We start from the raw sequence: 26090 nt of genomic DNA on the forward strand, positions 1-26090 counted from the left end.
AAAACGATATAATTAAATAATGTTACGAAACCACCAATAAATTACGCGAGACTATCTTGTAAATATTCAGTACTTCCTTTTTCAATGTATGTCACGATATTCGTCCCTAATTTAATAATGATTTACTAAAATAATAATATCGGAAAGGTGTTTTAATCGTCTGTTTTTATAGAAAATTCACAAGTGTTGTGTTGTTTTTTTACATTTAAAATGTATATTATAATTCACATGGCATTCAAACTTCGTTATGATAAAAACATAATGATTTATTGATTTTTAAAAAGTGTGTAAAAGGGTAGGTAAAAATGAACGAAGAAAATATTACACGAATTCAAATCGGAACAAAAGAATACATATTAATTGGTACAGCACATGTCTCAAAAAATAGTGCTGAATTAGTAAAAGAAGTTATTGAGGCTGAGCAACCAGATTCAGTATGCATTGAATTAGACCAAGGTCGTTACCAGTCAATTACAGAGGGTAATAAATGGCAAGATATGGATATTTTTAAAGTTATAAAAGAAAAAAAGACAACATTATTATTAATGAATTTAGCGTTGTCATCTTTTCAAAAACGGATTGCTGATCAATTTGGTATTAAACCAGGTCAAGAAATGATACAGGCGATTGAATCTGCAAAAGAAATTGATGCGAAACTAGTTCTTGCAGATCGTAATATCCAAACAACTTTTGCAAGAATTTGGGCTAATATCGGCTTTAAAGGAAAAATGACACTTCTTACAGAAATTATTTACAGCATCTTTAGTAAAGAAACAATTACAGAAGAAGAACTTGAACAAATGAAATCGAAAGATACGATTTCGTCAGTGTTAAATGAATTTACTGAGCATTTTCCGGAGTTAAAAAAGCCATTAATCGATGAGCGGGATCAATTTTTGGCGGAAAAAATTAGACGTGCTCCAGGTGAAAAAATTGTTGCTGTCCTCGGCGCAGCACACGTACCTGGAATTACGAAAGAAATTCATAAACGACATAATTTAAAGGAATTAACGAAGGTGCCCCCAAAATCAAAATGGCCAAAAATTATTGGTTGGTCAATCCCTATATTCATTGTCGCGCTCATTGCGTATACATTTTTTACCAACCCTGATATTGGCTTACAACAAACGTGGAGTTGGATATTTTGGCATAGTTCGTTAGCTGCAATAGGAGCAGCAGTTGCGTTTGGTCATCCATTAACAATTCTTACGGCGTTTATTACCGCGCCATTTACCGCCCTGAATCCAGTACTTGCAGTAGGTTTCATTGCAGGATTTGTTCAAGCTTTAGTAAAAAGACCTAATGTGAAAGATTTTGAATCACTATCAAAAGACATAACATCTGTTAAAGGATTTTGGAGAAATAAAGTAACAAGGATTTTATTAATTATTCTATTATCAAATCTCGGTGGTTCCCTTGGAACATTTATCAGTGGAGCCGATGTATTACGTTTATTCTTTAAAAACATTAAAAAAGTAGGTGTTTTTAAGGCAGAATTGCACTATTATTTTTAGTGAAATTCTGCTTTTTTCTTTGAAAAATATATTATAAAAGGGAACTATTAAAACTTTTATTCGTATATTATTTAGAACTTAATTGGGGGAGTGAAAAGTTTGGAAAATATACCAGAACCGAGTCAGAAAATTGAACAAGACTATGTAAAAGTGATTCGTATTTCGGAACTAATCGGAAAAACTATTTTCTTATTCATTATTATCGGACTATATATAATGCAAAAGATTTTCAATTGGCCACCCTGGATCGGGATTGTCTTAATTTTTCTGTTCGTTTTAAGTTGTATTTGGCTACTATGGGGGATTTTTGTAAAACCTTTCTATTTACAAAAAAGTTGGCGTTATGAAATTAGTGAAGAATTCGCTCAAATGAAAAAAGGGATTATTACCGTTACCCATCAAGTTGTACCAATGACTAAAGTGCAATCAGTAGAATTGTATCAAGGTCCTATTCTTCGGAAATATAAGCTTTTTTCAATTAAAATTGGAACAATGGGTACGAGTCACGAAATTCCGGGTTTAACTGAACAAGAAGCAAAAGAAATTCGTGATACGATTGCCCACTATGCGAAAATAAAGGAAGTGGAATAGTTGTCAAAGGAAAAAAGACTACATCCATTTTTTATAATTTATGGAATATGGAAATTAATTAAAGAAAATTTTATCCCAATTATATTATTGTATATTGTTAATGCTGGAACAGAGTCTTTGTTAATCCGAACCTTGCAAATTTTATTTTTAATCTATTTTCTGGGTCGGATTATTTATCTTAATTTGAAGTGGATAACACTCCGTTACTCGGTGTTCGATGAAACGATCCAAATAAAAACAGGTGTGTTTAAGAAAACTGACAAAATCCTTCCTTTTGATAAAATCCAAAATATCCATAAACAGAAATCGATTTTACATAAGATGTTTGGCTGTACGACGTTAACTTTAGAAACCGGTTTGGCCGGAGGGGATAGCTCTGTTAAATTTGATGCACTGAAAATGAAGGATGCTGAACAATTAGAAAGATTGATCTTAACTGTAAAAGAAAGACAAGAATCTTCTTTAGAAGCGGAGAATGAAGACTTAGTCAATGTTCATAATACGAAAGAATATATAACAAAAGGAACATTACTTTTTAAACCGGAGAAAAAAGATTTACTAAAAGCATCTTTTACGTCTTTTAGCTTCCTGATCATCATTCCAATTATATTTGGGATCTATGATAACTTAGATATGTTCTTTAATGTTGATGACATAACAAATGATTTTCTCCATTTCATTACACAATCTTGGTTGATTACTTCGATATTAATTACGATATTAGTTATAGTTTCTGTGACAATTGGAATCGCGAGAACCTTTTTAAAGTATGGAAAATATGAGATCTATTCTGATAAAGATTCGATTTATATTAGGAAAGGTGTCCTAGAGGAAATTCATTTTTCCATTGATAAAAATAAAGTCCAAGCTGTCCAAATTGAACAATCCATTATTAAACGCATTTTACGATTGGCAGAAGTAAAACTTGTAACAGCTGGTGAAGCAGGTGACTCAGAGCACAATACAAATAGTTTATTCCCTTTTATGCCCATTGACCTTGCTTTTACAATCATTGAAGAAATGTTACCAGACTATAAGATCAATAAAAATATGCATCGATTAACAAAAAAAGCATTGTTACTTCGCATGATTCGACCAAGTTATATTTGGCTTATCGTCACCATTATTACTTTATATTTCTTTAAAAATCTATGGTATATATCAATTGTTTTTCTAGCTTTTATTTATCTCAATCGAATAATCGATTATAAAAACAGCTTTTATTTATTAAATGGAGAATTTATTCAATTAAAGTCCGGCAGTATATGGAGTATATTTATCATTTCAAAAAGAAGTAAAGTCATAGAAATCGAGCTAAAACAATCAAAATTACAAAAACTATTTGGACTTTCAACTTTTAAAATATCAAATCGGTCAAAACCGCTTGTTACGGATTCATATTTTGAAGATGCTCCTATTGAACAAGCAACAGAATTTTATCATTGGTACATGAAACGTAGCAAGGAAGTTCAACTAGAAAAATAGTATATTTAGAAACAAAATGTTACTGTTCTGTTTTGGTAAACAGTAACATTTTTTGTTTGTAAAAACATAAACGTATTTATATAATGTTTATATAAAGTGGTTAGGTGGGGTGGAAGTTTATATATGGATAACGAATATTTGGTAAAAGCTTCTGTTGACGAATTAACACAAGGTTTTCTGTTTGATGAAAAAAAGAACGGTTATATTTGTCTCGTCTGTAATCAAGTTTTTGAAGATGGTGTCATTTATCCCTTTGAAAATAAATTATATGAAGCTAGAAAAGCGATTAGAGTACATATCCAAGCCGAGCATACTTCGATGTTTCTTTACTTAATTGACTTAGATAAGCGATATACAGGTCTCACTGAAACACAAAAGGAATTATTACAATGTTTACATATGGGTCTATCTGATAAAGAAATTGTACAAAAACAAAAGGGTGGAAGTCCGTCTACGATTCGCAATCATCGCTTTAAATTACGAGAGAAAGAGAAACAAGCAAAAATTTTTTTAGCAATCATGAACTCATTAAAAAAGCATTTAGACAAAAATGATGATGAGCTCATTTCAATCCATAAGGGGGCGACAATGGTGGATGATCGTTATGTTATTACAAAGGATGAAGAGAAAAAAGTATTAGAAACATATTTTAAAAATGGACTAGACGGCCCACTTAGCACATTTCCAAGTAAAGAAAAGCGAAAAATAATTGTCCTTAGACATTTACTAAAGCGTTTTAAGAAAAATGAAATTTATACGGAAAAAGAAATAAATGAAACTATAAAACCGGTCTATGACGACTTTGTTACGATTCGTCGATATTTCATTGAGTATGGTTTTATGGAACGTAGTAAAGATGGATCGCAATATTGGCTTAAAGATTAATTATTAAGAGGGAATTGGCATGCAAGTAGAATTATCAAAGTTTCGCATCAAACAAGGGAAAGAGGCTCGTGTTAATGAATGGATGAATTTTTTAAATGAGCATATGGAGAAAGTCTTACTTACATTAGAAGATGAAAAAATGTATGTTGAAGCTATATTCAGAGAAAAAGTCGGTCCCTTTGAATATTTATATTGGTTTTCTGTTCAAGGTGAAGGTGGGATAAATGTAGAAGAATCAGATCATTGGGTTGATCAAGTTCATTTACAATTTTGGCGCGAATGTATTGATTATAATTTTGAACCGGTTGATTTAACGTTAGAAACAGTGATGATACCTAAAAAAATTCTGAATGTAATGGAGAAAGAATAGGGAGAGGTATAATTGAAAATTGCAGTTATTACTGGAACGAATAGTGGATTTGGTTTATTAACATCCATTGAATTAGCGAAAGCAGGATTCGTCGTTATTGCAACGATGCGAAATTTAAATAATCGTCATGAATTGCTTGAAAAAGCGAAAGTGGCTAATGTAGAAAATCAAATAAAATGTGTCCAAATGGATATTACGAAAGCTGTCGAAGTGGAAAAGGTATATGAAGGAGTTAAGACTCAATATGGAAAAATCGATGTTTTAATTAATAACGCTGGCTTTGCCCAAGGTGGATTTTTTGAAGAGATTACGGATAAATTATGGGAAGAACAATTTCAAACGAATGTCTTCGGACATATTCGTGTAACCCGGACATTTCTCCCGTTACTGCGAGAAAGTGGGGGAGGAAAAATTATCAATATTAGTAGTGTTAGTGGCTTGTTCGGTTTTCCAGGTCTTTCACCATATACATCATCTAAGTTTGCCCTTGAAGGGTGGAGTGAAAGTTTAAGATTAGAACTATTAGAGGAAAATATATGGGTTACACTTATTGAACCAGCGTCTTATCAAACGAATATTTGGGAAAAGGGGTTAAGTCGGATTAATAATAATGAAGATCGGCCTTTATTTCAAAGAAAATTACTTCAACAAGCAGAACAATCAGCATCGAATGCACAAGATCCAATGCATGTTGTTCAACTTATTTTAAAAATAATACATACAAAGCGACCGAAATTACGATATCCAATTGGTGGGGGAACACGATTTCTTACCTTGGCCAAGGCATTTGTTCCGTGGTGGTTGATTGAAACAATTGCGATTAAGAAAATAAAAAAGTAGAACTTGGAGTCGATGTATCAATTTAAAATTTTTGAAAAACTAATTCTATCGTATGTGTGAGAAAGGGGATAGAATTAGTGGACTATTTACAATTTGAATTAAAACCGTCAAAGAATAATCCAGGTGAATATGAATTTCACGTTTACGTTGATGATTTATTAACGGAGTTTAGTACGGAACTAGGAGAAATTCCGAAGAAAAAGGGAGAACTGTTAAAAAGCGCTAGGGAATTTATTAAACATAAGTATCCAAAATTAAAAGTGACAGTTGTTAAAGTAATTGCTGGTGGCATCGCGATAACAGCACTACCCCTAGGTATATTTGATAAAAAGGAAGCTGCAGCTGCTGAATATGAAACGGCACAAGTCCAAACCGAAGGAAATATCCACTATAAAGTTTCATCTGGTGACACGTTGTGGAAATTATCACAAAAATTTAATACAAATGTTCAAGCAATTAAACAAGCGAATGATCTGCAGTCTGATTCCTTAAAAGTAGGGAAACGATTAATTATTCCGAAAGCAATGCGTACGGTCGTCTGTCTTAGCAAAAAAATAGGTGTTTCTATAGATGCCATTAAACAAAGCAAATAATAAAGCAGTTGATTCTACTCAGCTTGGTGAAACATTGATAATTCATTATGTATTTGAATCATCTTGAATAACTGACAAAGTTGAAGCTCCTAAGGATTCAGACCCAAAACCAACAGGTTCAAGTTATACAGTTGTAAGTGGTGACACATTATCGGGAATTGCGAAGATATTTGGAACGACTGTATCTGCATTGAAAAGTGCAAACCAATTAACTTCTGATATGATTCATGTTGGGCAAACATTAACGGTTCCAGGAGAAGGAGCGGAGAATATTCCTATACCGTCGCCAACACCGGAACCGACTGAAGCTACGTCCACATATACTGTTAAATCTGGTGACAGTTTATCAAAAATCGCAAAAGACTATGGCATGTCGGTTCAACAATTAAAGGATCTAAATAACTTAACATCTGACAATATTTATGTTGGACAAACATTGAAAATCACTGGAGAATCAAAGGCACCTGCTACAACTCCAAAAACATACACTGTTTAATCGGGCGATTGATTATCGGTTAGTGCAAAAAAATTTGGAATAACTGTACAACAAATAAAACAAATGAATGGATTGTCTTCGGACAATATTTTTGTTGGTCAAAAATTGAAACTAAAATCAAGTGGGGAAAGCGAATTTAAAAAGGCACCCACACCGCCAGTAAATGTTGTCGAAACGATTATAAATAATAGTATGCAATATTTAGGTGTGCCTTACGTATAGGGAGGAACTTCACCGCAGGGCTTTGATTGTAGTGGATTTTTACATTATGTATTTTTACATGGCGGTGTTGAAATTCCAAGGACAGTACAAACGATTTATGATGTGGGTACACATGTTTCTACACCAGAACGAGGCGATATCGTTTTCTTTGAAACATATAAGGCAGGTCCTTCACATGCGGGTATATATTTAGGTGACGGTAAATTCCATCATGCCAGTTCATCCAAAGGCATTACCGTTTCGGATATGGATAATCCATATTGGTCTCTGCGATATATTGGTGCGAAAGGTTATACGTAGGTTGTCTCATGAAATTTTAGGGAATGTGATAGCAAATGGATCTCGATGACATAATGGGGAATGATTATTGATGAAATGTCATTGAGAGCGGGTCACGCGGACAAAATGAGTTGACATCATGGTAAAAATGTCCTCGAGAAGGTGTCTCGCAGACAAAATGAGTTGAAATCATGGTCAAAATGTCCTCGAGAATGCGTCTCGCGGACAAAACGAGTTGAAATCATGGTCAAAATGTCCTCGAGAGCACGTCTCGTAGACAAAATGAGTTGAAATCATGGTCAAAATGTCCTCGAGAGCACGTCTCGTAGACAAAATGAGTTGAAATCACGGTAGAAATGTCCTCGAGAATGCGTCTCGCGGACAAAACGAGTTGAAATCATGGTCAAAATGTCCTCGAGAGCACGTCTCGTAGACAAAATGAGTTGAAATCACGGTAGAAATGTCCTCGAGAGCACGTCTCGTAGACAAAACGAGTTGAAATCATGGTCAAAATGTCCTCGAGAGCACGTCTCGTAGACAAAATGAGTTGAAATCAAAGCTGAAATGTCCTCGAGAGCACGTCTCGTAGACAAAATGAGTTGAAATCAAAGCCGAAATGTCCTCGAGAATGCGTCTCGCAGACAAAACGAGTTGAAATCAAAGCCGAAATGTCCTCGAGAATGCGTCTCGTAGACAAAATGAGTTGAAATCAAAGCTGAAATGTCCTCGAGAATGCGTCTCGCGGACAAAACGAGTTGAAATCATGGTCAAAATGTCCTCGAGAGCACGTCTCGTAGACAAAATGAGTTGAAATCAAAGCCGAAATGTCCTCGAGAATGCGTCTCGTAGACAAAATGAGTTGAAATCATGGTAGAAATGTCCTCGAGAATGCGTCTCGCGGACAAAATGAGTTGAAATCAAAGCCGAAATGTCCTCGAGAATGCGTCTCGCGGACAAAACGAGTTGAAATCATGGTCAAAATGTCCTCGAGAAGGTGTCTCGTAGACAAAACGAGTTGAAATCATGGTCAAAATGTCCTCGAGAATGCGTCTCGTAGACAAAATGAGTTGAAATCAAAGCTGAAATGTCCTCGAGAATGCGTCTCGTAGACAAAATGAGTTGAAATCAAAGCTGAAATGTCCTCGAGAATGCGTCTCGTAGACAAAATGAGTTGAAATCAAAGCTGAAATGTCCTCGAGAGCTCGTCTCGCAGACAAAACGAGTTGAAATCAAAGCTGAAATGTCCTCGAGAGCTCGTCTCGCAGACAAAATGGTAGAAATCATGGTAGAAATGTCCTCGAGAAACATAACTAAGTTAATATAAGGAAGTACTTCCAAACGAATATGTTGCCATTAGTTAAATATTATGGCAAACTAATAAGTAGAAAATATCATAATTAATAATAAGTTTGTAGGGGAACCAGTGGAGCTGGTTGAGAGTGCATCCGATAGATGCAGACCCTTGAACCTGATCTGGTTAATACCAGCGTAGGGAACATACTTATGTAAATATATTTACATATGATATGTAATTGCCCTAGGTTGTTCCTAGGGCTTTTTATTTAATAGAGTAAAAGATTTTGTTAACCACTTATCAATCCCTACTCCCTTATCCCCGTTTAAACCAGTATGCTTTCTCCAATTTTCATTGGTTTTCCTCAAACTATGGTTAGTTATGGTATTTTTAGCAAAATATAAAAACAATCAACATAAAGAGAGGGAAATCGAATGAAGAAACTTTTATCTTTGCTACTCTGTCTTGTATTACTTACCGGTTGTGTCGGGAATGGACAAGACGAATCTTCAAACGATAGTAAATCAAATGATGAGTTAGAAAAAGTAAAATTAGTTTTAGACTGGACACCAAATACAAACCATACTGGATTGTATGTTGCTCAAGATAAAGGATATTTTGAAGAAGAAGGACTTGATGTTGAAATTATTATGCCTGGAGAAGCAACTGCCGAAAATTTAGTCGCTTCAGGTCAAGCGGATTTTGGTATTAGTTACCAAGAAGGTGTAACCCTTGCACGAACTCAAGATATTCCGTTAGTATCGATCGCAGCAATTATTCAGCATAATACATCGGGATTTGCATCATTAAAAGAACAAAATATTACCTCACCAAAAGATTTTGAAGGAAAAACATATGGTGGTTGGGGTTCACCAATTGAAGCAGCTGTTATTGAATCAATCATGAAACAAGAAGATGCAAATATTGATGAAGTTGAAATTATTAATGTTGGAAATACAGACTTTTTTACAGCTCTTGAACAAAATATTGATTTCTTCTGGATTTATTATGGATGGACAGGGATTGAAGCAGAAATTCGGGATATTCCAATCAATATGATTTACTTAACTGATTATAGTGAGAAGCTTGATTACTATACGCCAGTAATTATTACAAATGAAGATCATATAGCTGATAATCCAGAAACGGTTCGTAAGTTTTTAGCTGCGGTAACAAAAGGTTATGAATTTGCTATTGAAAACCCTGCTGAAGCTGCTGATATTTTAATTGAAGCTGTACCAGAATTAGATGCTGAATTAGTTAAGAAAAGTCAAGAATGGTTATCACCAAAATATCAAGATGATGCACCTCGCTGGGGTGAACAAAAATTAGAAGTATGGGAAAACTATGCAGACTGGTTATATGAAAATGAATTAATGGATAAACAATTAGAGGCAGAGAAAGCATTTACAAACGAATTTTTACCTGAATAAAGAACAGGAGGCAAATAGATTATGGCAAATGCATTAGTAAGTATTCAAATTATCCCACGTACGAAAAATGGCGAGGACCATATTCCATATATTGATGAAGCAATTTCAATAATTATAAATTCTGGCGTTAAATATCAAGTAAATCCCCTTGAAACGACAATGGAAGGGGATTTACCAGAGTTGCTGGAAATTATCGAAAAAATGAATGAGAGAATGGTTGAACTTGGTTCTCCAAGTGTCATTTCACAAATAAAGGTTTATTTCAATCCAGAAGGGGCGTCAATGGATCAATTGACTGAAAAATATCGATAATGAAAACATTAGTAGAAAAAGGATGGCGACCAACTTTGGTCCTCGTCCTTTTATTCATCATATGGGAGTTTAGTGTAAAAATTTTAGAGATTGAGCAATGGTTATTGCCTGCGCCATCGCAAATTTTTAATGAATTGATTCATGGAACCGATGTATATTTGGAACATCTTTGGCCAACGATTCAATTATGTATTATAGGTCTTGCCATCGGTTGTACAGTCGGAATAGTAACAGGTATCATTCTACATATTGTTCCATTTTTAAGACAAGCGTTTTATCCAATTCTTATCATTTCACAAAATATACCGACGATTGTTTTAGCACCATTACTTGTAATTTGGTTTGGCTTTGGCATGTTACCAAAAATTTTCGTAATTATATTAGTTTGCTTTTTCCCAATAACAATTTCGTTGTTAGATGGGTTCCGCCAAAGTGACCGAGATGTTATGAATTATATGAAGATGGCGGGGGCAACGAAACAACAAATTTTTTGGAAGTTAGAATGGCCAAATGCACTACCATCATTATTTTCAGGAATAAAAATCTCTGCTACCTATAGTGTAATGGGGGCAGTTATATCAGAATGGCTTGGTGCAAGTAAAGGAATTGGTGTGTATATGCAATTATCCCAATCTTCTTTCCGAACGGATCGTGTTTTTGTCGCTATTATTTTAATCGTCATTTTAAGTCTTTTATTGTTAGGTCTTATCATGTTATTAGAAAAGAAGATGATACGTTGGCGGCCAAAGGAGGGGAAGTCTCATGAGTAAATTAGAGATTAATCATTTAAGTATATCCTTTGGAAGCCAAAAAATTCTTGATGATATAACGTTTACGGCTGAAGAAGGAGAATTTATTTCAATATTAGGCCCATCCGGTAGTGGGAAAAGTACACTATTTAACTTAATTGGTGGGATTCTCATTCCAGATGAAGGTTCAATTTTATTAGATGGAAAAGAAATAACAGGAAAGCGAGGCTCCATTAGTTATATGCCTCAAAGTCATGCACTGATGCCTTGGCGAACTATATTGGACAACGTTTTACTCGGTCAAGAGATTGCAGGTAAACGTGATGAGAAGAAGGCTCTTGAAATGCTTGGAAAAGCAGGACTTAAAGGATATGAAAAACATTACCCTCACGAATTATCGGGGGGAATGAAGCAACGTGTCTCATTTATTCGTAGTTTACTAAGTCCTCAATCCCTCATATGTTTAGATGAGCCCTTTTCAGCACTAGATGAATTCACGCGTTTTGAGATGCAAAATTGGTTATTATCTGTATGGCAACAATATAAACGTACAATTCTTTTTATAACGCATAATATTGACGAAGCATTATATTTATCTGATCGAATCCTTGTTTTATCAAATAAACCTGCCTCTGTTCAAAAAGAGTTCATCGTTCCATTTAAAAGACCGAGAACAGAAGAAATGCTTTATTCAGCTGAGTTTTTAAAATGGAAACAGGACATTTATCGTGAAATAAAACAATATTCCTTATAACTAAAGATTTTTTTAAAAACCCTCTTGCACCTACAGTAACGTGAGGATGTATTCTATAATTAAGCGAGTGGATCCACTTCAAATATTTAGGAGGGTTTTGCGATAATGAGTAAAAAATATTATTCAATTGGAGAAGTATCTGAAAAAACCGGGGTATCAGTTCGAACACTACATTATTATGATGAGGTTGGCTTACTGACACCCGCTAAAAATGAAAAATCAGGTCATCGGCAATACGAAGAAAAGGAATTAATTACTTTATACAAAATTATAAGTTTTAAATCTTTAGGATTTAGTTTAGATCGAATAAAAGAATTGTTAAAGGAGACAAATTCAACTCATAGTTTATTGGATGCTTTTCAATTGCAAAAAGAAATTATGTTACAACAAATGAAAAGTTTAGAAAAAAATATTAATACTCTTAATCAAACGATTGAGCTGTTAAAAGATAAAGGAGAAATCGATAGCACCATCTTAATGAGTCTTATCTATAGTTTACAAACAGAAGACAAACAAAAGGAATGGCTAGAACAATATATTGATAAAGAGGCTTTGGACCAATTTTATGAAAAAATTGATACAAAACGGGATGATATAAATAAGGGGTTTGTTGAGTTTTCTGAAAAATTAAAGGAATTATACGGAAAACCGGTAGATAGTCCTGAAGTAATGGCTCTAGTTGAAGAATGTTATCAATATGCGATGAATTATATTGATGAAGACGTTATGGAAGTTTTCGCTGGGAAAGTCGAAGCGGAAGACTTAGAAAATCTGGATTTTAAACAATTACAAAACATTGCACCTTCTCCATTCACTAAAGAAGAAGAGAAATGGTTTGATCAAGTGATTGAATATTATATGACAAAATATGCGGAACAAGAAATTGATGATAGTAATGAAGAGTAAGCTTTTTTGAATATATTTTAAATGCTTTCAACAGCGAAGGACAAAAATGAGCAAGAACCCATTAAAAATGTCTCTCATTAATCTACTAAACTGAAAGGCAAATGCACATCTTTTCAAGCATTTGCTTTTTCGTTGCGAAATATCGCCATAATAATTATTATTTTAATATATAAGTAGATTTGGAGGTGTTTTTGATTCCAACGATCACTGAATATTTATTAAATTTATTTCGACCTGTTAAAGAACCAACTGAAGAGGAAATTAACGAAAATATCACACTTTTATTAGATTTTCCTTGGTTTAAAGAGATTTACGAGGTAGAACAGTTTCGCAAATTAATTGAAGATAATGAAACGATTCGTAATCATATCGGCCGCACAAATGTAAAACGACTTAAATTGTATCCACGTAAGCAATTACAATTAAAATCTCAAATAGAAGAAATTATTTTAAGTGAAATTAGAGGATAAAATAGGGCTAGAACCGTTATTCATTCGGTCTTGCCCTTTGTTTATTTGGCTGAAATAGTATTTTAAATTGAGGATTTGCAAGTAAATTTATTAGTTCGCTTTTTTCAATTGTTTACTACGTAATTGTCCACAGGCAGCATCAATATCTGTACCTAATTCTTGACGAATGACACAGTTAATGCCATTTTTCTTTAATGTATCATAAAATCTTAAAATATTTTCCTTTTTACTACGTTTGTACTGAATATGTTCACTCACAGGGTTGTAAGGAATTAAGTTTACATAGGCTAATTTACTAATATCTTTTAATAATGCAGAAAGTTGTTCAGCTTCTTCTACATGATCGTTTACATCATCTAACAAAATGTATTCAAATGTAATACGGCGATTCTTTTTCGATAAATAATATTTAATTGCATCAAATAATTTCTCGATAGGGAATGCACGATTGATTTTCATAATTTGTGAACGTAATTCATTATTCGGCGCGTGTAAGGAAACAGCTAAGTTCACACGTAAATCCAAATCAGCAAACTCATAGATTTTCGGAACAATACCACTTGTTGAAACGGTAATATGTCTTGCACCGATACCGAATGCTTTCGGATGATTAATTACGCGTAAGAATTTCACTAAGTTTTCAAAGTTATCTAGTGGTTCACCAATTCCCATTACAACGACATGGGTAACTCGTTCATCTTTACCAACACCATCAAGATGACGTTGAACTTGCATAATTTGTTCTACAATTTCACCGGAATCTAAGTCACGATTTTTTCGTAAAATACCACTTGCACAGAAGGAACAACCGATATTACAACCTACTTGAGTCGTTACACAAACGGATAATCCGTAATGTTGTCTCATCAATACCGTTTCAATAATATTGCCATCTTTTAATTGAAATAAAAATTTTACCGTACCATCTTTTGATTCTTGTTTAATTTGTTGATTTAATGTACTAATATCAAAATGATTATCTAAAAGTTCAATCGCTTCTTTATTTACATTTTTCATATCGTAAAAACTTGTTGTACGCTTTGAATAAATCCAATCCCAAACTTGTTCTGCACGATATTTCTTTTGACCGTGTTCGACCATCCAATCTTGCAATTCTTCTATTGTTAATCCGTAAATGGATTTTTTATACATTTAAGACCCTCTTTTCCTTCATCATTTCATAAATTTTATTGTAGCGAAAAATCATTAAGAATGCTAGTTGTTATCGTTTTTTAGAAATTTCACTTAAATGAATGAAGTCTTCCGAAACATTAGTATATCAAATGCATTTATAATTTCAGTTTCTTATATCCACTATATACCAAAGTTTCAATTAAAATGAAAATGTTTTCAAAAAAATATTTTAACAAAATGCTTGCATAAACATTTTCATCATGTTAGTATTGGGATTATAGATTTCAAGTATTACGAATTTGTGATATTTGAAATGAAATAATATGATTCGAGGAGTATTATACCATGGGATTTTTCAGTAAATTATTTGGTACAGATCAAAAGGAGGAAACTACAATGACAGTAGAAAATATTAAAATTGCAGTAGTAATTGGAAGTAACCGTGGAGGTCGTAACGCTGAAGCAGTTGCTAAATATGTATTCGATAAAGCAGTAGCACGTAACGATGAAGGTGTTACTTACGAAATCGTTGATATCGCTGATTACGATTTAGCATTTTTATATGATGCAAAAACAACTGAAGCTCAACAAGAAGCTGCAAAAGCTTGGTCTGAAAAAATGGCTTCATTCGACGGTTATGTATTCGTAACTCCTGAATATAACCATGCACCCGGAGCTGCTCTTAAAAACGCAATCGACTACTTAAATGCAGAAGTTAACAACAAAGCTGCAGGTTTCGTAGGTTACGGTTCTTTAGGTGGAACTCGCGCTCACGAACAATTACGTTTAATCTTAGCTGAACTTCAAGTAGCTACAGTTCGTACAGCTGTAACATTCTCATTAATGTCTGATTTCGAAAACATGAGTGAATTCAAACCAGCTGCTTACCATGATGAAAACATCAACGGTATGTTAGACCAAGTTATTAACTGGAGCCGTGCTCTTAAAACAGTTCGTTAATATAAAAATTAATTAATAGAAAAAATGCCTGGGCATAGTTCCAGGCATTTTTTGTTAGATATAATGATTGACTATTCTAGCTACAGAACCTAAATAACTCGTTCCAAATAAATTTAAATGGACTAGTAGATAATAAAGATGATAAAGTGGTTTTCGTTCCGGATACTCTGGAGATAGGGGCATAACTTCATTGTAGGCTTGATAAAACTTTCTCGGAAAGCCACCGAAAAGCTCTGTAAATGCGATTTCAAATTCATAATCCCCATATAAAATTGAAGGGTCAATTAAATAAGGTGTACCATTTTTACCCGTTATCCAATTACCTCCCCATAAGTCTCCGTGTAATAGGGAAGGTATAATTTTATAAGGTAACCATTTATCTAATTGTTCAAGCAATTTTTCGCATTTTTTTCGAAATTCAAGTGAAAAATATTGATTTTCATAAGCTTTGTTCATTTGCGGTAAAAGTCTCCGCTCACGATAATAATCTATCCAATTATCATAAAAGCCATTAGGTTGTATCAGCGTACCTATATATGTATCTTCAGAGTAACCAAAACCATGACCTGTCCATTGATGCATTGCTGCCAAATTCCTTCCGAGCATTTCACTGGTTATATTTGTTCTTTTACCTTCAATCCATTCCATTAATAAATAACCATATCGCCCATTTTCTTCCCGTGCAAAAACAGTAGGTACGGCGATTGTATTTGTTATCTTAATCGTTTCCAATCCTGTTTGTTCTAATTTGAAAAAGTTTTCCGGTGGATTTTTACGATATTTAAAAAAATATTCTTGTTTTTCCGTTCTCAGTATGTATGCTTCATTAATATCTCCGCCGGATACAGGTCGAAAATCAATTAATGTGGAATGATCATTTATTGAATGTAATGCTCGTACGAAGATGTCTTTCATATTTCTCCCTACTTTGCTATTATTTTCATCCTAAATATACATTAATAGAAATAATACAAATTGACAATGCAAATCAGTTGTATTTTGTTAATCTTGCAAATATACTAAATTTGGATGCTATTAATAAGGGGGATGCGAAATGAGTAAAAAAATTTTACTTCTTGCTGGAGATGCAGTAGAGGCGTTAGAAATTTATTATCCTTATTATCGTTTACTTGAAGAAGGTTACGATGTAACAATCGCTGCACCTAAAAAGGAAAAATTACAAACGGTTGTTCATGACTTTACTGGTTGGGATACATATGAGGAAAAACAAGCGTATTTAATCGAACCGAATGCGTTAATTAGTGAAGTAAATCCTGCTGAGTTTGATGGACTTGTTATTCCTGGTGGAAGAGCACCTGAATATCTTCGTCTGGATGAAAATGTACAATCAATCGTGAAACATTTTTTTGCGGAAAATAAGCCAATCGCTGCTATTTGCCATGCGTCACAAATTTTTGAAGCCATCCCTGAAGTGATTAAAGGAAGGTCTTTAACTGCATATTCTGCATGTAAGCCGGGCGTAGAACTTGCTGGCGGAACATATGTTAGTGATGCTACTTATCATGTTGATGACAACTTAGTGTCCGCCCATGCTTGGCCTGATTTACCTGTATTTATGCGTGAGTTTTTGAAACTATTGAATAAATAAACTTACACAAAAAAGGTCTCTTTACGAATTAAGTAGAGAGACCTTTTACTATTTATTACGATTGTTCATTCTTTTTAAACCGAATGCCCGTATTCATATAGATAATACCGAAAATGCTAAAAAATATCGTTAATACAATCCCTATAATTAATAAAATAGTATTTTGATATATTTCACTTAATATAAAAAGGAGGAGACAAAAAGAGATCCCGTACATAATTTTTCCCACAAATTTACAGAGCGCAACTTCATCATATTTTTGTTTTTCATTTTTCGACATCATATTATAACCTGCGATTAAAAAAGCGCCTTTTCCGAAAGATAGAAATATAGCGGCGATCAGGAAAATGATTAAAACAACAAATAGACCAATTATTTCTCCCAATAAAATTCACTCCTTCCAGAAATTATAAGGAATTTTAATTGTTCGACGTGTAGAAGACAGCTTGTGGGGAACGATTCATTAATTCTGCAATAAATTTGTCTTTGTGTTCTGGTGAAATAATTACACTTCCCATACCATAAGAATATTCAATTTCTAATGCATCCCGTGATGAGTTCGTGCGGTAACCCGTAAACATTCGCTTAGTAGCCTTAACTTTTTTTATCGTATTGTAAGGGATTTTACTTTTAAAAATTCCGTTTTTTACAATCAAATAATCATCACGAAATTCATAATAAATATCGAAATAGTTCCAGATTAAAATGCCTGAAACAATAGCAAAACCAATAATTAATAAAATCACTAATATCCAATCGATTGCATCAGTGCTTATAATATGCAAAACAACAGGAGTTAATAAAGCAATAGCTATGACAATAATACTGGCAACTAACAATAAAAATACAGGTAAATCTCTTTTCGACTTAAAGGTCATTTGAGCTTCACCTCGCCATAAAATGTTTAGTTGGATTTACAACTAAAAGTCGCGAATATGTAATATCGGATCAAGGGACTTGAAATCTTTTCGATTCATAATGGAAATAATCTTTTTTGCCGTTTCTTCCGGTGAACTTAAATCACCTTTTTCTTTATATTGAATAAATGTTTCTACACTATCAAAATCCTTTTTATTGGATTGTCTGATGGTCGCTTGCATTTCGGTATCAATGATGCCTGGTGCTAAGGAAATCGCTTTTACACCATATGGTTCTTCTTGTTGTTCTAAGTCTATAACTCTTGTAAAATGATCTAATCCTGCCTTACTTGTGCAATAACTGCTCCAGCCGGAAACAGCTCTTCTACCTGCCCCTGAAGAGATGTTAATGACTTTTTTATCAATCTTTGTATCGCGAAAAACATTGATAAATGTGGATGTTAAGATCATCGGTGCGGTTAAGTTTACAGCAATATTTGTTGCGATTTTTTTGGGATTATTATTTTCAGCCCGACCAATCGGTTCGATTACACCTGCGTTATTGATTAAGGTAACGGATTGCGGTGTATTATTTAATATTTGGACAACTTTGTCCATTAAACTTGCCACTTCTTGACTGTTTGCTAAATCACATTGTAAAAAGGTTAATGGTACGTTTTTCATGTTTGCAAGTTCTATTAGTTCGTTATTTTTCGTTCTTGCTACACAAACTAACTCATTTCCTTCTGTAATTAATTGTTTTACAAGTGCAAAACCAATTCCTCGTGATGCACCTGTAATTATATATGTATTCAATTCAACATCCCTCCATAGCCATTTCTATTTTCATTATCGCAAAAATTGTGTGAAAAATAAATCGTGCTTGAAGAAATTTCTCCAAGCACGCTGTCAAATCCATAATAACCTTCCGGGGTAAATCCGCTTTTTGGCATCATGCGAATTTGGTACGATAGGGCATATAATAATTCAATATCCTTTTTAAAAATTCATCTTTGTTCGGATTACCTTTTCCTTCAACGGTAAAATACTGTTTTTCCTCATCAAGTAAAATAGTTGGTTTCACTTTTGGTAAGTAAAGTTCTTTATCCATTTTCCGCCATTCGTACTTCATGAAATGTTCACCTGCTTATTATTTTAAAATACTATTCTTTATACAATTTAATATATGTACTACAATTTGAAAATAAGAAAGAAATTAAAGAAAACCACTTCAAATATGACTATGTAACCGTTAGTTTTACTGAACAAGAGCTTGAAAATGGTATAAACAATTTGAAAACGGTAAAATCTATTTTAGAATCTAAAGGAGAGTAATGAAGCAGAATTGCTGTTTTTGTATGAAAACATTATGAACGGGAAATGCTTTTACTGTTATATTATGATGAAGTGACACTAAGTTTAATTCCATACATCATAACGAATGGAAACGGTCAAGAAGCGGTTAAATTTTATCAAGAAGCGCTAGATGCACAACTTGCAAATTTCCAAACTTATGGCGATCTTCCAGATAACCCAGAGTTTAAAGTTCCAGAAGAAATGAAAAGTCTCGTTTTGCATGCGCAACTTCGTATTGAAAATTCAGAGTTAATGATTTCTGATAATTTACCAAATGAACCGTATGAAGTTGGTTCACATTTAAATATGCCATTGTTTTAGATGATAAAGCTAAAGCAAAAACAATATTTGATCGTCTAAAAGAAGGTGGAGAAGTAGTTTTACCTTTAGAAGCAACGGCATGGAGTGAAGCTTACGGTCAAGTAAAAGATAAATACGGTTTAATATGACAAATTTCTGTCGAAAACTCAAAAAATGATTAGTTGTTTATTCTTGACATAAAAGTGCTGAACATATAATATGAATTGTTGTAAACTAAATAACCCGTTTAGCCGGGAGAGGTTCATAGCGAAACCCTCTATAAAAAACTATGGATCATACATATTACGCCATGTCCATAGGACGTGGCTTTTTATTTTGTATCCGAAGTTAATCTCGTTATGTGAACCTCCTCCTGCAAAATTTAAAAGGAGGATTTTTTTATGGGAAGAGAAAAAGAAGGTTTAACATTATTAGGTAATCAAGGGACGAAATATGTGTACGAATATTCACCTGAAGTACTGGAAGCGGTGGAAAACAAACATCCAGAGCGTGATTATTTCGTGAAATTTAATTGTCCAGAGTTTACAAGTCTTTGTCCAATTACTAATCAACCGGATTTTGCGACAATTTATATTTCCTATATTCCGGATAAAAAATTAGTAGAAAGTAAATCTTTAAAACTATATTTATTTAGTTTCCGTAATCATGGAGATTTCCACGAAGACTGTGTCAATATTATCATGGACGATTTAATAAAACTATTAGATCCTCGTTATATCGAGGTATGGGGAAAATTCACACCACGGGGTGGAATTTCGATTGATCCATATTGCAACTACGGAAAACCAGGTACGAAATATGAAGAAATGGCAAATTACCGTATGATGAATCATGACTTAAATCCGGAAAAAGTGGATAACCGCTAGTTTTGGATTCTGGAAAAGGGAGAGGACATCATGAGAATATTTTTATATTTATCAGCCATCATTTTAGCTAACGTATTAACGGCGAAATTTCCACCGATTGCCCTAGGTGCATTGTTTTTCCCAGTTGGCTCCTTTTTAATTGGAGCAACCTTTATTTTTAGAGATTTAGTTCAAAATAAATATGGTCGTAAAAGAACATATATGTTTATTACATTAGCACTCGTTTTATCAGCAATTGCATCATATATGCTTGGCGATACGTTAATGATTGTTTTCGCATCAGCGGTTTCCTTTATAATTTCTGAAGTGTGTGATACGGAAATTTATACGCGAATGAAATCGGCATTTATAAAACGTGTGTTCATTAGTGGTGTAGTTGGCGGAACTTTAGATTCAGTAGTATTTGTAGTTATCGGAATGAGCCCACTTGGTGCTGGATTCCTACCGTGGGAACTAGTACCAAACGCAATCATGGGTCAGCTACTTGCTAAAATCGGTTTACAAGCTATCGGCGCCCTTGTATTATATCAAGCAATCAAAATACCTAAATTTAAAGAAGCTCTATAAGAAGTATAAGGTTAGTCTGTTTTCCACAATTATAAAAATCCAAGTGATTCTTAGTGGAAAACAGGCTTTTCAATAAAGTGGTATAAAAATGTTATAATTTTTTGTATAATATAGAATCATTCGTGAACTCTCTATCTTTATTTTTCTTTATTTGGTAAAATAATAGTAGGGAGGTGGTATTATGCAACAACAACAACAGACAAGGACACAAGTTTTGTTGAAACATAAGGAAAACCAAAATCTCCACCAATTTGTAACAACACTTGAAACGATTGCGAAAAGATTAAGAGAAGAACAGGAATTTGTATTTATGCAAGGAAATGAAGAAATTGTAATTAATCCATCCGATGATATTAAGGTTGAATTTAAGTACGAAGTAAAAGGCGATAAACACTCCTTTGAAATTGAGTTCGATTGGTATGAAGGACAAGGAAAAAAGTCGATGAAAATTTTATAAAAATGTAAGGACTGTTTATCTACAGTCCTGTTTTTTTATCTAAAAAGTAAATAAACATTTTTAAAGTTATCATAATCTTACTAATTTTAGTTATATTAATGACGAATCTTCATTATGATAGGAATGAAGGTATTAATATTTAATATAGATTAGTAATCAAATAATTATGTTATTTAGGGAGGAGTGCGATGAATCATATAGTAAAGGCAGGGGAGACACTATATCAAATTTCAAGAGACTATCGAATCCCATTAGCTACTCTATTACAAGCAAATCCAACAGTTAACCCTAATATGATATATCCAGGACAAACAATTGTTATTCCTGGATTACCAGATCCGAATACACTTCCATATCGTATTGAAGTTAATAGACAAAATCGCGTATTACGTTTATACAGAAATAATGTTTTACAGAAGGATTATCCGATTGCCGTAGGAAGAATGTTACATGGTACACCAACCGGTCAATATGTCATTATTAATAAAGCGCCGAATCCTGGTGGTCCTTTTGGTACAATGTGGATGAGTTTATCAAAGGAACATTATGGTATTCACGGTACAAATGATCTAACATCGATTGGCAAAGCAGTCTCTAGAGGTTGTATCCGGATGTATAATAAGGATGTCGAAGAATTAGCACGAACGATACCAATAGGAACTTTAGTGACAATTTATTAATGTTCACAAAAGGTTCATGTAGGAGCATTTAAATTGATTCACATTACTAGATAAAAATTTTTATCCGTTATTATTATAAGGAATAAAAATCACTTAAAATAATTATTATTTTTGCCCATCAATGTATACTAGTATTTATGAGGTTATGATTTAGGAGATGATGTAATGAATACAACAGATTATGAATTAATGTGTCAAAAAGCGGTTGAAAATGCACCAGACTGGTTAAAAGAAGATATCGCAGGTATTTTAGAAAAAGAAGGTAAACATGTTCGAAGTACATATGTAATGGTTCAATTATATAATAAATATTCATTTAATATAACACATGTCTTTGCCTCGATGCACAATAATCAAGAATGGACAATGACATCCCGTCATCGTCTAAATATTATCGATAATAACATTGATCTTGTGGACATAATTATTAAAAATGTAAAAAACTCAATGAAGTAAAAATGAAAAGGCAGGGTTACCTGGCTTTTTTTTTGATATATAAGTTTACATAACATTATTATTAATTTTCTTTGATGATATAATCTCATTTTAATCTTAATCCTAATCAAAAAAATAGAAATAGAATTGCATAGTTGGTAAATTGATTATAGAAATATGTGAAAGGGGTAGAACTATGAAAGTTTTAGTAGTTGGTGCAAATGGTAAAATTGGTCGCATCTTAGTGAATAAATTACAAAATGAAAAGGAATTTCAAGTTCGTGCAATGGTCCGTTCAGAAGAACAGGCAAATGCACTAAAGGAACGTGGGGTAGATGCTGTTGTTACAGATCTAGAAGGAACGGTTGAACATATTGGTAATGCGATGGATGGTTGCGATGCGGTAGTATTTACAGCTGGATCTGGTTCAAAAACTGGACCAGACAAAACTTTAACTGTTGACTTAGATGGCGCTGTAAAAACGATAGAAGCTGCCGAAGCAAAGGGTGTTAAGCGTTTTGTGATGGTAAGTGCTTTACAAGCAAATAATCGTGAAAAATGGAGTATGAAAATTAAACACTACTATGTAGCTAAACATTATGCAGATCGGATTTTGATGGATAGTGATTTAGATTATACAATTGTAAAACCAGGTGCATTGTTAGATGAACCGGGGTCTGGTAACATTCAAATTGGAGAATCACTTGAAAGAGGATCAGTGCCACGTGAAGATGTTGCGAGCACTATTGTTGAAGTATTACGTAATCCAAAAACTGTGCGTCGCTCCTTTGATTTAGTATCGGGTGACGTGTCAATTTCAGAAGCGATTGCAAATCTTTAAAATTTTTATATAGATTGAAAGGGCTATTCTAAAAGAAATTAAATATAGAATAGCCTTTACTTATTACGAATTTAACTTATCAATATTAGCTTTAACTGCTTGTAAAATAGAATGACGGAAACCATTTTCTTCTAAACGAGCGATTGATTGAATAGTTGTCCCACCTGGTGAACATACATCATCTTTTAATTTTGCTGGATGATCTCCAGATTCAAGCACCATTTTTGCAGAACCTAGAACAGTTTGGGCTGCAACTTTATATGCCATTTGTCGTGGCATACCGTACATCACTGCGCTATCAGCCAAAGCTTCGATAAATACATATACAAAGGCAGGACCTGACCCACCGATTGCACTTTCAATATTCATGATACTTTCATCAATTACAACTGTTTTACTAAAGGAATTAAATAAGGATTCAACATTATTTTTTTCTTCGTTGGTAAATTGATCATTAAAGGATAAAGCAATCATTCCTTCGCCTACAGCAACCGGTGTATTTGGCATAGCTTTAACAATTTTTAATTTTTTATTAAAGAGATTCTCACATTCGGAAATCGATATGCCTGCAGCGATGGTAACGAATATTGAATCTTCACGTAAAAATTCACGAATTTCTTCAATAACAGTTTCATATTTATTTGGCTTTACAGCTAGAAAAACGATATCACTATTTTCTGCAACTGTTAAGTTATTTTGCGTAATATTAATGTTAAACTTTTCACTTACTTCATTTAAGTTCGGCATTGAAGGATTTGATGCGATAATGTTTTCAGGATTTATAGAACCCGATTGAACCATACCGCTAATCAATGCTTTAGTCATATTTCCACAACCGATAAAACCGATTTTTTGTAACATAATGAAGTTCCTCTCCTATGAAGTAGCTATATGAAGACTATTTTAATATAGTAAAAGAATGATAGCAATATATGATGTAGGGAAATTTATTCGTAAATAAATTTTAGAATAAAATTATAATATAGTTTTACTATAAATAGTTGTTTTAATTTGAGCATTCCTTTTGCTATTACCAAAAACTGATGTAATAATATAAAAAAATTAAGGAAAGAGGGATAAATATGTCTTCGAATTTTTATTCAAAAGATTCAGTAAAACATTTTGCGAAAATTAAAGATTTAGCTCCAGAACAATTACAAGCTTTTCAAGAGTTTGATCAAGCAGTATTTCAAGAAGGGTCATTATCAGTAAAAGAAAAGGAAATTGTTGCAGTTGCAATTGCCCATGTAACAGAATGTCCGTTCTGTATTGATATTCATACTAAAAAAGCGAAAAAGGCAGGAGCGACTTTAGAAGAGTTAACAGAAGCGGTGTTTGTTGTCTCAGCAATAGAAGCAGGGGGAGCCGTAACTCATAGTACACATGTACATAATGCAAATAAAAAGGATTCATCAGATGTATTATATGCTCGTTCTAACTTACAAAGTTTAGGAAAATTAGGTGAGCTTGCTAAAGATGCATTTAACGGTTATAAAGCCTTCAGTGCAAAAGCAGTGGCAGAGGGTAAATTAAGTAGCAAGTTCAAAGAAATCATCGCAGTAGCCGTTGCAACAGCGACTCAATGTCCATATTGTATTGATGTTCATACAAAAAATGCGAAACGTCTAGGTGCAACAGACGAACAATTAGCTGAAGCAATTATGGTTTCTTCTGCACTTCGAGCTGGTGGAGCATATGCTCATATGGCAGTAATGATTGAAAGCTACGAAAGTTAATATTAGTACAAAAAAGAACTGCATTTTTTAAGGATGCAGTTCTTTTTCTTTTAAAAGATTTGAACGTTTTAATTTTTTTAATGAACTAGACACCTATTCCTATTTTTCGAGAATTTCTTTATAGTCTATCCCTTTTTGAACGTAAACCTTATATGATTCTCTAATTAGTTCTAAGTCTTTATCCGTTAATTCTCTCACAACTTTTCCTGGAGAACCAACGACAAGAGAACGCGGTGGTATTTTTTTACCTGATGTGATTAAAGTATTCGCTCCGATTATACATTCCTCACCAATTTCTGCATCATCTAAAATCGTTGATCCCATTCCGATGATACAATTGTCATGAATTGTACAACCGTGTAAAATTGCATTATGACCAACAGTAACATTATTTCCAATTTTGACTGGATGACCTTCATATAAATGGATTGTCGCATTATCTTGAATACTACATCTTTCACCGATTTTGATAGGTCCTTCATCGCCACGTAATACGGCGCCAAACCAAATTGTACTTTCTTTTCCTACAGTAACATCACCAATTAAATAAGATCCTGGTGCAACAAAAACGGAATCATCTACTTTTGGTGTTTTGTCTCCATATGGTATGAACAAAGTTATCACCTCAATAAAATATTTACTAATTCTATCATAGTATTTGCCAGAATATTCAGCAAGTAACAAGACTTAACAGAAATAATATTTAATTCCCCTATTTCTTTTTATTAGATTGTGAAAATAAATGAATAGTTAGAAACGTAATTGCTAAAATAAAAATTATTGAATCTGGTTCAATTAACCAGGCAATTGTAAATACAATGGCTAGAAAATATATAATGTATGAAAAATCATGGTCTTGAGGTTCCTTGAGACGATTTTTCATTTTTATCCTCTTCTTTCAAGCATAATATTTAGAAATTATAATACTATTAGTATCCTAAAATTTGTAGTAGTGATAAATAAATTTTAATAAAATAGTTGAAAAACTAATGGGTCAATCAGAATTCAAAGGTGTAAGCAACGTTGACGCATTCTCTAGTAAAATTGATACACATATTTAATTAATTTAAATTTGTCC

General features: G+C 33.3%; 33 protein-coding genes, 2 pseudogenes and 2 riboswitches. Of the genes and pseudogenes, 26 read left to right on the forward strand and 9 right to left on the reverse strand.

Going from position 1 to position 26090, the window contains the following annotated elements:
* Window positions 1-305: 305 nt before the first annotated feature.
* The 16 genes and pseudogenes from GW534_RS09950 to GW534_RS10020 all read left to right on the forward strand — a co-directional run bounded on the left by GW534_RS09950 (window position 306) and on the right by GW534_RS10020 (window position 13193).
* Entirely contained in the window at window positions 306-1514 is a 1209-nt protein-coding gene (locus GW534_RS09950; RefSeq protein ID WP_161920864.1) for a TraB/GumN family protein, read from the forward strand.
* 99 nt (window positions 1515-1613) lie between these two features.
* Window positions 1614-2105: a PH domain-containing protein gene (locus GW534_RS09955; RefSeq protein ID WP_161920865.1), complete on the forward strand. Its 492-nt coding sequence runs from the start codon at window positions 1614-1616 to the stop codon at window positions 2103-2105.
* Between the two features lie 183 nt (window positions 2106-2288).
* Entirely contained in the window at window positions 2289-3590 is a 1302-nt protein-coding gene (locus GW534_RS09960) for a PH domain-containing protein (protein WP_161920866.1), read from the forward strand.
* A 123-nt stretch (window positions 3591-3713) separates the two neighbouring features.
* Window positions 3714-4475, forward strand: a complete 762-nt coding sequence (locus tag GW534_RS09965; protein ID WP_161920867.1) for a DUF2087 domain-containing protein — start codon at window positions 3714-3716, stop codon at window positions 4473-4475.
* Window positions 4476-4494: 19 nt separating this feature from the next.
* Window positions 4495-4845 carry a DUF6176 family protein gene (locus GW534_RS09970; protein ID WP_161920868.1) on the forward strand — a complete coding sequence of 117 codons (351 nt, stop codon included), beginning with the start codon at window positions 4495-4497 and terminating at the stop codon, window positions 4843-4845.
* 12 nt (window positions 4846-4857) lie between these two features.
* On the forward strand, window positions 4858-5685 hold the full coding sequence (locus tag GW534_RS09975) for an SDR family oxidoreductase (protein ID WP_161920869.1): 828 nt from the start codon (window positions 4858-4860) through the stop codon (window positions 5683-5685).
* A gap of 77 nt (window positions 5686-5762) precedes the next feature.
* The gene (locus GW534_RS16690) at window positions 5763-6278 is read left to right on the forward strand and encodes a LysM peptidoglycan-binding domain-containing protein (RefSeq protein ID WP_161920870.1); all 516 of its coding nucleotides are present in this window, start codon (window positions 5763-5765) and stop codon (window positions 6276-6278) included.
* A 67-nt stretch (window positions 6279-6345) separates the two neighbouring features.
* A complete protein-coding gene (locus GW534_RS16805; protein WP_312854656.1) occupies window positions 6346-6774 on the forward strand; it encodes a LysM peptidoglycan-binding domain-containing protein in 429 nt (142 codons plus the stop codon).
* A 63-nt stretch (window positions 6775-6837) separates the two neighbouring features.
* Window positions 6838-6996, forward strand: coding sequence for a LysM peptidoglycan-binding domain-containing protein (locus GW534_RS16450; protein WP_246204071.1), 159 nt, complete (start codon window positions 6838-6840; stop codon window positions 6994-6996).
* 12 nt (window positions 6997-7008) lie between these two features.
* Window positions 7009-7296 (forward strand): annotated as a pseudogene (locus tag GW534_RS16455) (C40 family peptidase); the annotation flags it as partial.
* 1382 nt (window positions 7297-8678) lie between these two features.
* A riboswitch (TPP riboswitch) is annotated at window positions 8679-8787 on the forward strand.
* Window positions 8788-9003: 216 nt separating this feature from the next.
* Window positions 9004-10002, forward strand: coding sequence for an ABC transporter substrate-binding protein (locus tag GW534_RS09995; RefSeq protein WP_161920872.1), 999 nt, complete (start codon window positions 9004-9006; stop codon window positions 10000-10002).
* 21 nt (window positions 10003-10023) lie between these two features.
* The gene (locus tag GW534_RS10000) at window positions 10024-10314 is read left to right on the forward strand and encodes a thiamine-binding protein (protein WP_161920873.1); all 291 of its coding nucleotides are present in this window, start codon (window positions 10024-10026) and stop codon (window positions 10312-10314) included.
* Window positions 10314-11084 carry an ABC transporter permease gene (locus tag GW534_RS10005; protein WP_161920874.1) on the forward strand — a complete coding sequence of 257 codons (771 nt, stop codon included), beginning with the start codon at window positions 10314-10316 and terminating at the stop codon, window positions 11082-11084. Before GW534_RS10000 ends, GW534_RS10005 begins: the two co-directional genes overlap by 1 nt.
* On the forward strand, window positions 11077-11817 hold the full coding sequence (locus tag GW534_RS10010) for an ABC transporter ATP-binding protein (RefSeq protein WP_161920875.1): 741 nt from the start codon (window positions 11077-11079) through the stop codon (window positions 11815-11817). Before GW534_RS10005 ends, GW534_RS10010 begins: the two co-directional genes overlap by 8 nt.
* Window positions 11818-11922: 105 nt before the next feature.
* Window positions 11923-12723, forward strand: a complete 801-nt coding sequence (locus GW534_RS10015; RefSeq protein ID WP_161920876.1) for a MerR family transcriptional regulator — start codon at window positions 11923-11925, stop codon at window positions 12721-12723.
* Window positions 12724-12914: 191 nt separating this feature from the next.
* Window positions 12915-13193: a hypothetical protein gene (locus GW534_RS10020; protein WP_161920877.1), complete on the forward strand. Its 279-nt coding sequence runs from the start codon at window positions 12915-12917 to the stop codon at window positions 13191-13193.
* A gap of 90 nt (window positions 13194-13283) precedes the next feature.
* Here the strand turns inward: GW534_RS10020 and rlmN are convergent, their stop codons facing one another.
* A complete protein-coding gene (gene rlmN / locus GW534_RS10025) occupies window positions 13284-14345 on the reverse strand; it encodes a 23S rRNA (adenine(2503)-C(2))-methyltransferase RlmN (protein WP_161920878.1) in 1062 nt (353 codons plus the stop codon).
* A gap of 327 nt (window positions 14346-14672) precedes the next feature.
* On the opposite strand from rlmN, the gene GW534_RS10030 reads away from it, so the two are divergent.
* On the forward strand, window positions 14673-15287 hold the full coding sequence (locus tag GW534_RS10030; RefSeq protein WP_161920879.1) for an NADPH-dependent FMN reductase: 615 nt from the start codon (window positions 14673-14675) through the stop codon (window positions 15285-15287).
* Between the two features lie 54 nt (window positions 15288-15341).
* Here GW534_RS10030 and GW534_RS10035 read toward each other — a convergent pair whose 3' ends face one another.
* Window positions 15342-16202 carry a fructosamine kinase family protein gene (locus GW534_RS10035; protein WP_161920880.1) on the reverse strand — a complete coding sequence of 287 codons (861 nt, stop codon included), beginning with the start codon at window positions 16200-16202 and terminating at the stop codon, window positions 15342-15344.
* A 139-nt stretch (window positions 16203-16341) separates the two neighbouring features.
* On the opposite strand from GW534_RS10035, the gene GW534_RS10040 reads away from it, so the two are divergent.
* Window positions 16342-16896 carry a DJ-1/PfpI family protein gene (locus GW534_RS10040; RefSeq protein WP_161920881.1) on the forward strand — a complete coding sequence of 185 codons (555 nt, stop codon included), beginning with the start codon at window positions 16342-16344 and terminating at the stop codon, window positions 16894-16896.
* Window positions 16897-16951: 55 nt separating this feature from the next.
* On the opposite strand, the gene GW534_RS10045 is transcribed toward GW534_RS10040, so the two are convergent.
* The 4 genes from GW534_RS10045 to GW534_RS10060 all read right to left on the reverse strand — a co-directional run bounded on the left by GW534_RS10045 (window position 16952) and on the right by GW534_RS10060 (window position 18885).
* Complete coding sequence (locus GW534_RS10045) at window positions 16952-17281, reverse strand: DUF3784 domain-containing protein (protein WP_202630893.1); 330 nt, start codon at window positions 17279-17281, stop codon at window positions 16952-16954.
* Window positions 17282-17315: 34 nt separating this feature from the next.
* Entirely contained in the window at window positions 17316-17774 is a 459-nt protein-coding gene (locus GW534_RS10050; RefSeq protein ID WP_161920882.1) for a PH domain-containing protein, read from the reverse strand.
* A 42-nt stretch (window positions 17775-17816) separates the two neighbouring features.
* The gene (locus GW534_RS10055) at window positions 17817-18569 is read right to left on the reverse strand and encodes a (S)-benzoin forming benzil reductase (RefSeq protein WP_161920883.1); all 753 of its coding nucleotides are present in this window, start codon (window positions 18567-18569) and stop codon (window positions 17817-17819) included.
* 136 nt (window positions 18570-18705) lie between these two features.
* On the reverse strand, window positions 18706-18885 hold the full coding sequence (locus tag GW534_RS10060; protein WP_161920884.1) for a hypothetical protein: 180 nt from the start codon (window positions 18883-18885) through the stop codon (window positions 18706-18708).
* A 275-nt stretch (window positions 18886-19160) separates the two neighbouring features.
* Between GW534_RS10060 and GW534_RS10065 the strand changes: the two are divergent.
* The 7 genes and pseudogenes from GW534_RS10065 to GW534_RS10095 all read left to right on the forward strand — a co-directional run bounded on the left by GW534_RS10065 (window position 19161) and on the right by GW534_RS10095 (window position 23276).
* Window positions 19161-19558: pseudogene (locus tag GW534_RS10065) on the forward strand (VOC family protein).
* Between the two features lie 102 nt (window positions 19559-19660).
* A riboswitch (PreQ1 riboswitch) is annotated at window positions 19661-19706 on the forward strand.
* 104 nt (window positions 19707-19810) lie between these two features.
* Window positions 19811-20296 carry a preQ(1) synthase gene (queF, locus tag GW534_RS10070; protein WP_161920885.1) on the forward strand — a complete coding sequence of 162 codons (486 nt, stop codon included), beginning with the start codon at window positions 19811-19813 and terminating at the stop codon, window positions 20294-20296.
* 30 nt (window positions 20297-20326) lie between these two features.
* Entirely contained in the window at window positions 20327-20863 is a 537-nt protein-coding gene (locus GW534_RS10075; RefSeq protein WP_161920886.1) for a VUT family protein, read from the forward strand.
* Window positions 20864-21044: 181 nt separating this feature from the next.
* The gene (locus GW534_RS10080) at window positions 21045-21320 is read left to right on the forward strand and encodes an amphi-Trp domain-containing protein (RefSeq protein ID WP_161920887.1); all 276 of its coding nucleotides are present in this window, start codon (window positions 21045-21047) and stop codon (window positions 21318-21320) included.
* Window positions 21321-21508: 188 nt separating this feature from the next.
* Complete coding sequence (locus tag GW534_RS10085; RefSeq protein ID WP_161920888.1) at window positions 21509-22000, forward strand: L,D-transpeptidase family protein; 492 nt, start codon at window positions 21509-21511, stop codon at window positions 21998-22000.
* Between the two features lie 165 nt (window positions 22001-22165).
* Entirely contained in the window at window positions 22166-22456 is a 291-nt protein-coding gene (locus GW534_RS10090) for a hypothetical protein (RefSeq protein ID WP_161920889.1), read from the forward strand.
* Window positions 22457-22631: 175 nt separating this feature from the next.
* Window positions 22632-23276 carry an SDR family oxidoreductase gene (locus GW534_RS10095; RefSeq protein WP_161920890.1) on the forward strand — a complete coding sequence of 215 codons (645 nt, stop codon included), beginning with the start codon at window positions 22632-22634 and terminating at the stop codon, window positions 23274-23276.
* Between the two features lie 63 nt (window positions 23277-23339).
* Here GW534_RS10095 and proC read toward each other — a convergent pair whose 3' ends face one another.
* Complete coding sequence (gene proC, locus GW534_RS10100) at window positions 23340-24137, reverse strand: pyrroline-5-carboxylate reductase (RefSeq protein ID WP_161920891.1); 798 nt, start codon at window positions 24135-24137, stop codon at window positions 23340-23342.
* Between the two features lie 221 nt (window positions 24138-24358).
* Between proC and GW534_RS10105 the strand changes: the two genes are divergently transcribed.
* Window positions 24359-25012: a carboxymuconolactone decarboxylase family protein gene (locus GW534_RS10105; RefSeq protein ID WP_161920892.1), complete on the forward strand. Its 654-nt coding sequence runs from the start codon at window positions 24359-24361 to the stop codon at window positions 25010-25012.
* A gap of 99 nt (window positions 25013-25111) precedes the next feature.
* On the opposite strand, the gene GW534_RS10110 is transcribed toward GW534_RS10105, so the two are convergent.
* Together GW534_RS10110 and GW534_RS10115 are read right to left on the reverse strand one after the other, a co-directional pair.
* Window positions 25112-25627 carry a gamma carbonic anhydrase family protein gene (locus GW534_RS10110; RefSeq protein ID WP_161920893.1) on the reverse strand — a complete coding sequence of 172 codons (516 nt, stop codon included), beginning with the start codon at window positions 25625-25627 and terminating at the stop codon, window positions 25112-25114.
* Between the two features lie 97 nt (window positions 25628-25724).
* Window positions 25725-25895 carry a hypothetical protein gene (locus GW534_RS10115; RefSeq protein ID WP_161920894.1) on the reverse strand — a complete coding sequence of 57 codons (171 nt, stop codon included), beginning with the start codon at window positions 25893-25895 and terminating at the stop codon, window positions 25725-25727.
* Between the last annotated feature and the right edge of the window lie 195 nt (window positions 25896-26090).

The organism is Pallidibacillus pasinlerensis (assembly GCF_009996845.1).
GTDB classification, from domain to species: domain Bacteria; phylum Bacillota; class Bacilli; order Bacillales; family Caldibacillaceae; genus Pallidibacillus; species Pallidibacillus pasinlerensis.

Coding starts and splice junctions, on each gene's coding strand:
- GW534_RS10015 (WP_161920876.1), top strand. CDS start 11,923: ATGAGTAAAAAATATTATTCAATTGGAGAAGTATCTGAAAAAACCGGG.
- GW534_RS10050 (WP_161920882.1), bottom strand. CDS start 17,774: ATGACCTTTAAGTCGAAAAGAGATTTACCTGTATTTTTATTGTTAGTT.
- proC (WP_161920891.1), bottom strand. CDS start 24,137: ATGTTACAAAAAATCGGTTTTATCGGTTGTGGAAATATGACTAAAGCA.
- GW534_RS10095 (WP_161920890.1), top strand. CDS start 22,632: ATGAAAGTTTTAGTAGTTGGTGCAAATGGTAAAATTGGTCGCATCTTA.
- GW534_RS09950 (WP_161920864.1), top strand. CDS start 306: ATGAACGAAGAAAATATTACACGAATTCAAATCGGAACAAAAGAATAC.
- GW534_RS10080 (WP_161920887.1), top strand. CDS start 21,045: ATGCAACAACAACAACAGACAAGGACACAAGTTTTGTTGAAACATAAG.
- GW534_RS10105 (WP_161920892.1), top strand. CDS start 24,359: ATGTCTTCGAATTTTTATTCAAAAGATTCAGTAAAACATTTTGCGAAA.
- GW534_RS10030 (WP_161920879.1), top strand. CDS start 14,673: ATGGGATTTTTCAGTAAATTATTTGGTACAGATCAAAAGGAGGAAACT.
- GW534_RS10005 (WP_161920874.1), top strand. CDS start 10,314: ATGAAAACATTAGTAGAAAAAGGATGGCGACCAACTTTGGTCCTCGTC.
- GW534_RS10010 (WP_161920875.1), top strand. CDS start 11,077: ATGAGTAAATTAGAGATTAATCATTTAAGTATATCCTTTGGAAGCCAA.
- GW534_RS10090 (WP_161920889.1), top strand. CDS start 22,166: ATGAATACAACAGATTATGAATTAATGTGTCAAAAAGCGGTTGAAAAT.
- GW534_RS10040 (WP_161920881.1), top strand. CDS start 16,342: ATGAGTAAAAAAATTTTACTTCTTGCTGGAGATGCAGTAGAGGCGTTA.
- GW534_RS09965 (WP_161920867.1), top strand. CDS start 3,714: ATGGATAACGAATATTTGGTAAAAGCTTCTGTTGACGAATTAACACAA.
- GW534_RS10085 (WP_161920888.1), top strand. CDS start 21,509: ATGAATCATATAGTAAAGGCAGGGGAGACACTATATCAAATTTCAAGA.
- rlmN (WP_161920878.1), bottom strand. CDS start 14,345: ATGTATAAAAAATCCATTTACGGATTAACAATAGAAGAATTGCAAGAT.
- GW534_RS10075 (WP_161920886.1), top strand. CDS start 20,327: ATGAGAATATTTTTATATTTATCAGCCATCATTTTAGCTAACGTATTA.
- GW534_RS16450 (WP_246204071.1), top strand. CDS start 6,838: ATGAATGGATTGTCTTCGGACAATATTTTTGTTGGTCAAAAATTGAAA.
- GW534_RS10115 (WP_161920894.1), bottom strand. CDS start 25,895: ATGAAAAATCGTCTCAAGGAACCTCAAGACCATGATTTTTCATACATT.
- GW534_RS09995 (WP_161920872.1), top strand. CDS start 9,004: ATGAAGAAACTTTTATCTTTGCTACTCTGTCTTGTATTACTTACCGGT.
- GW534_RS09970 (WP_161920868.1), top strand. CDS start 4,495: ATGCAAGTAGAATTATCAAAGTTTCGCATCAAACAAGGGAAAGAGGCT.
- GW534_RS10035 (WP_161920880.1), bottom strand. CDS start 16,202: ATGAAAGACATCTTCGTACGAGCATTACATTCAATAAATGATCATTCC.
- GW534_RS10000 (WP_161920873.1), top strand. CDS start 10,024: ATGGCAAATGCATTAGTAAGTATTCAAATTATCCCACGTACGAAAAAT.
- GW534_RS10060 (WP_161920884.1), bottom strand. CDS start 18,885: ATGAAGTACGAATGGCGGAAAATGGATAAAGAACTTTACTTACCAAAA.
- queF (WP_161920885.1), top strand. CDS start 19,811: ATGGGAAGAGAAAAAGAAGGTTTAACATTATTAGGTAATCAAGGGACG.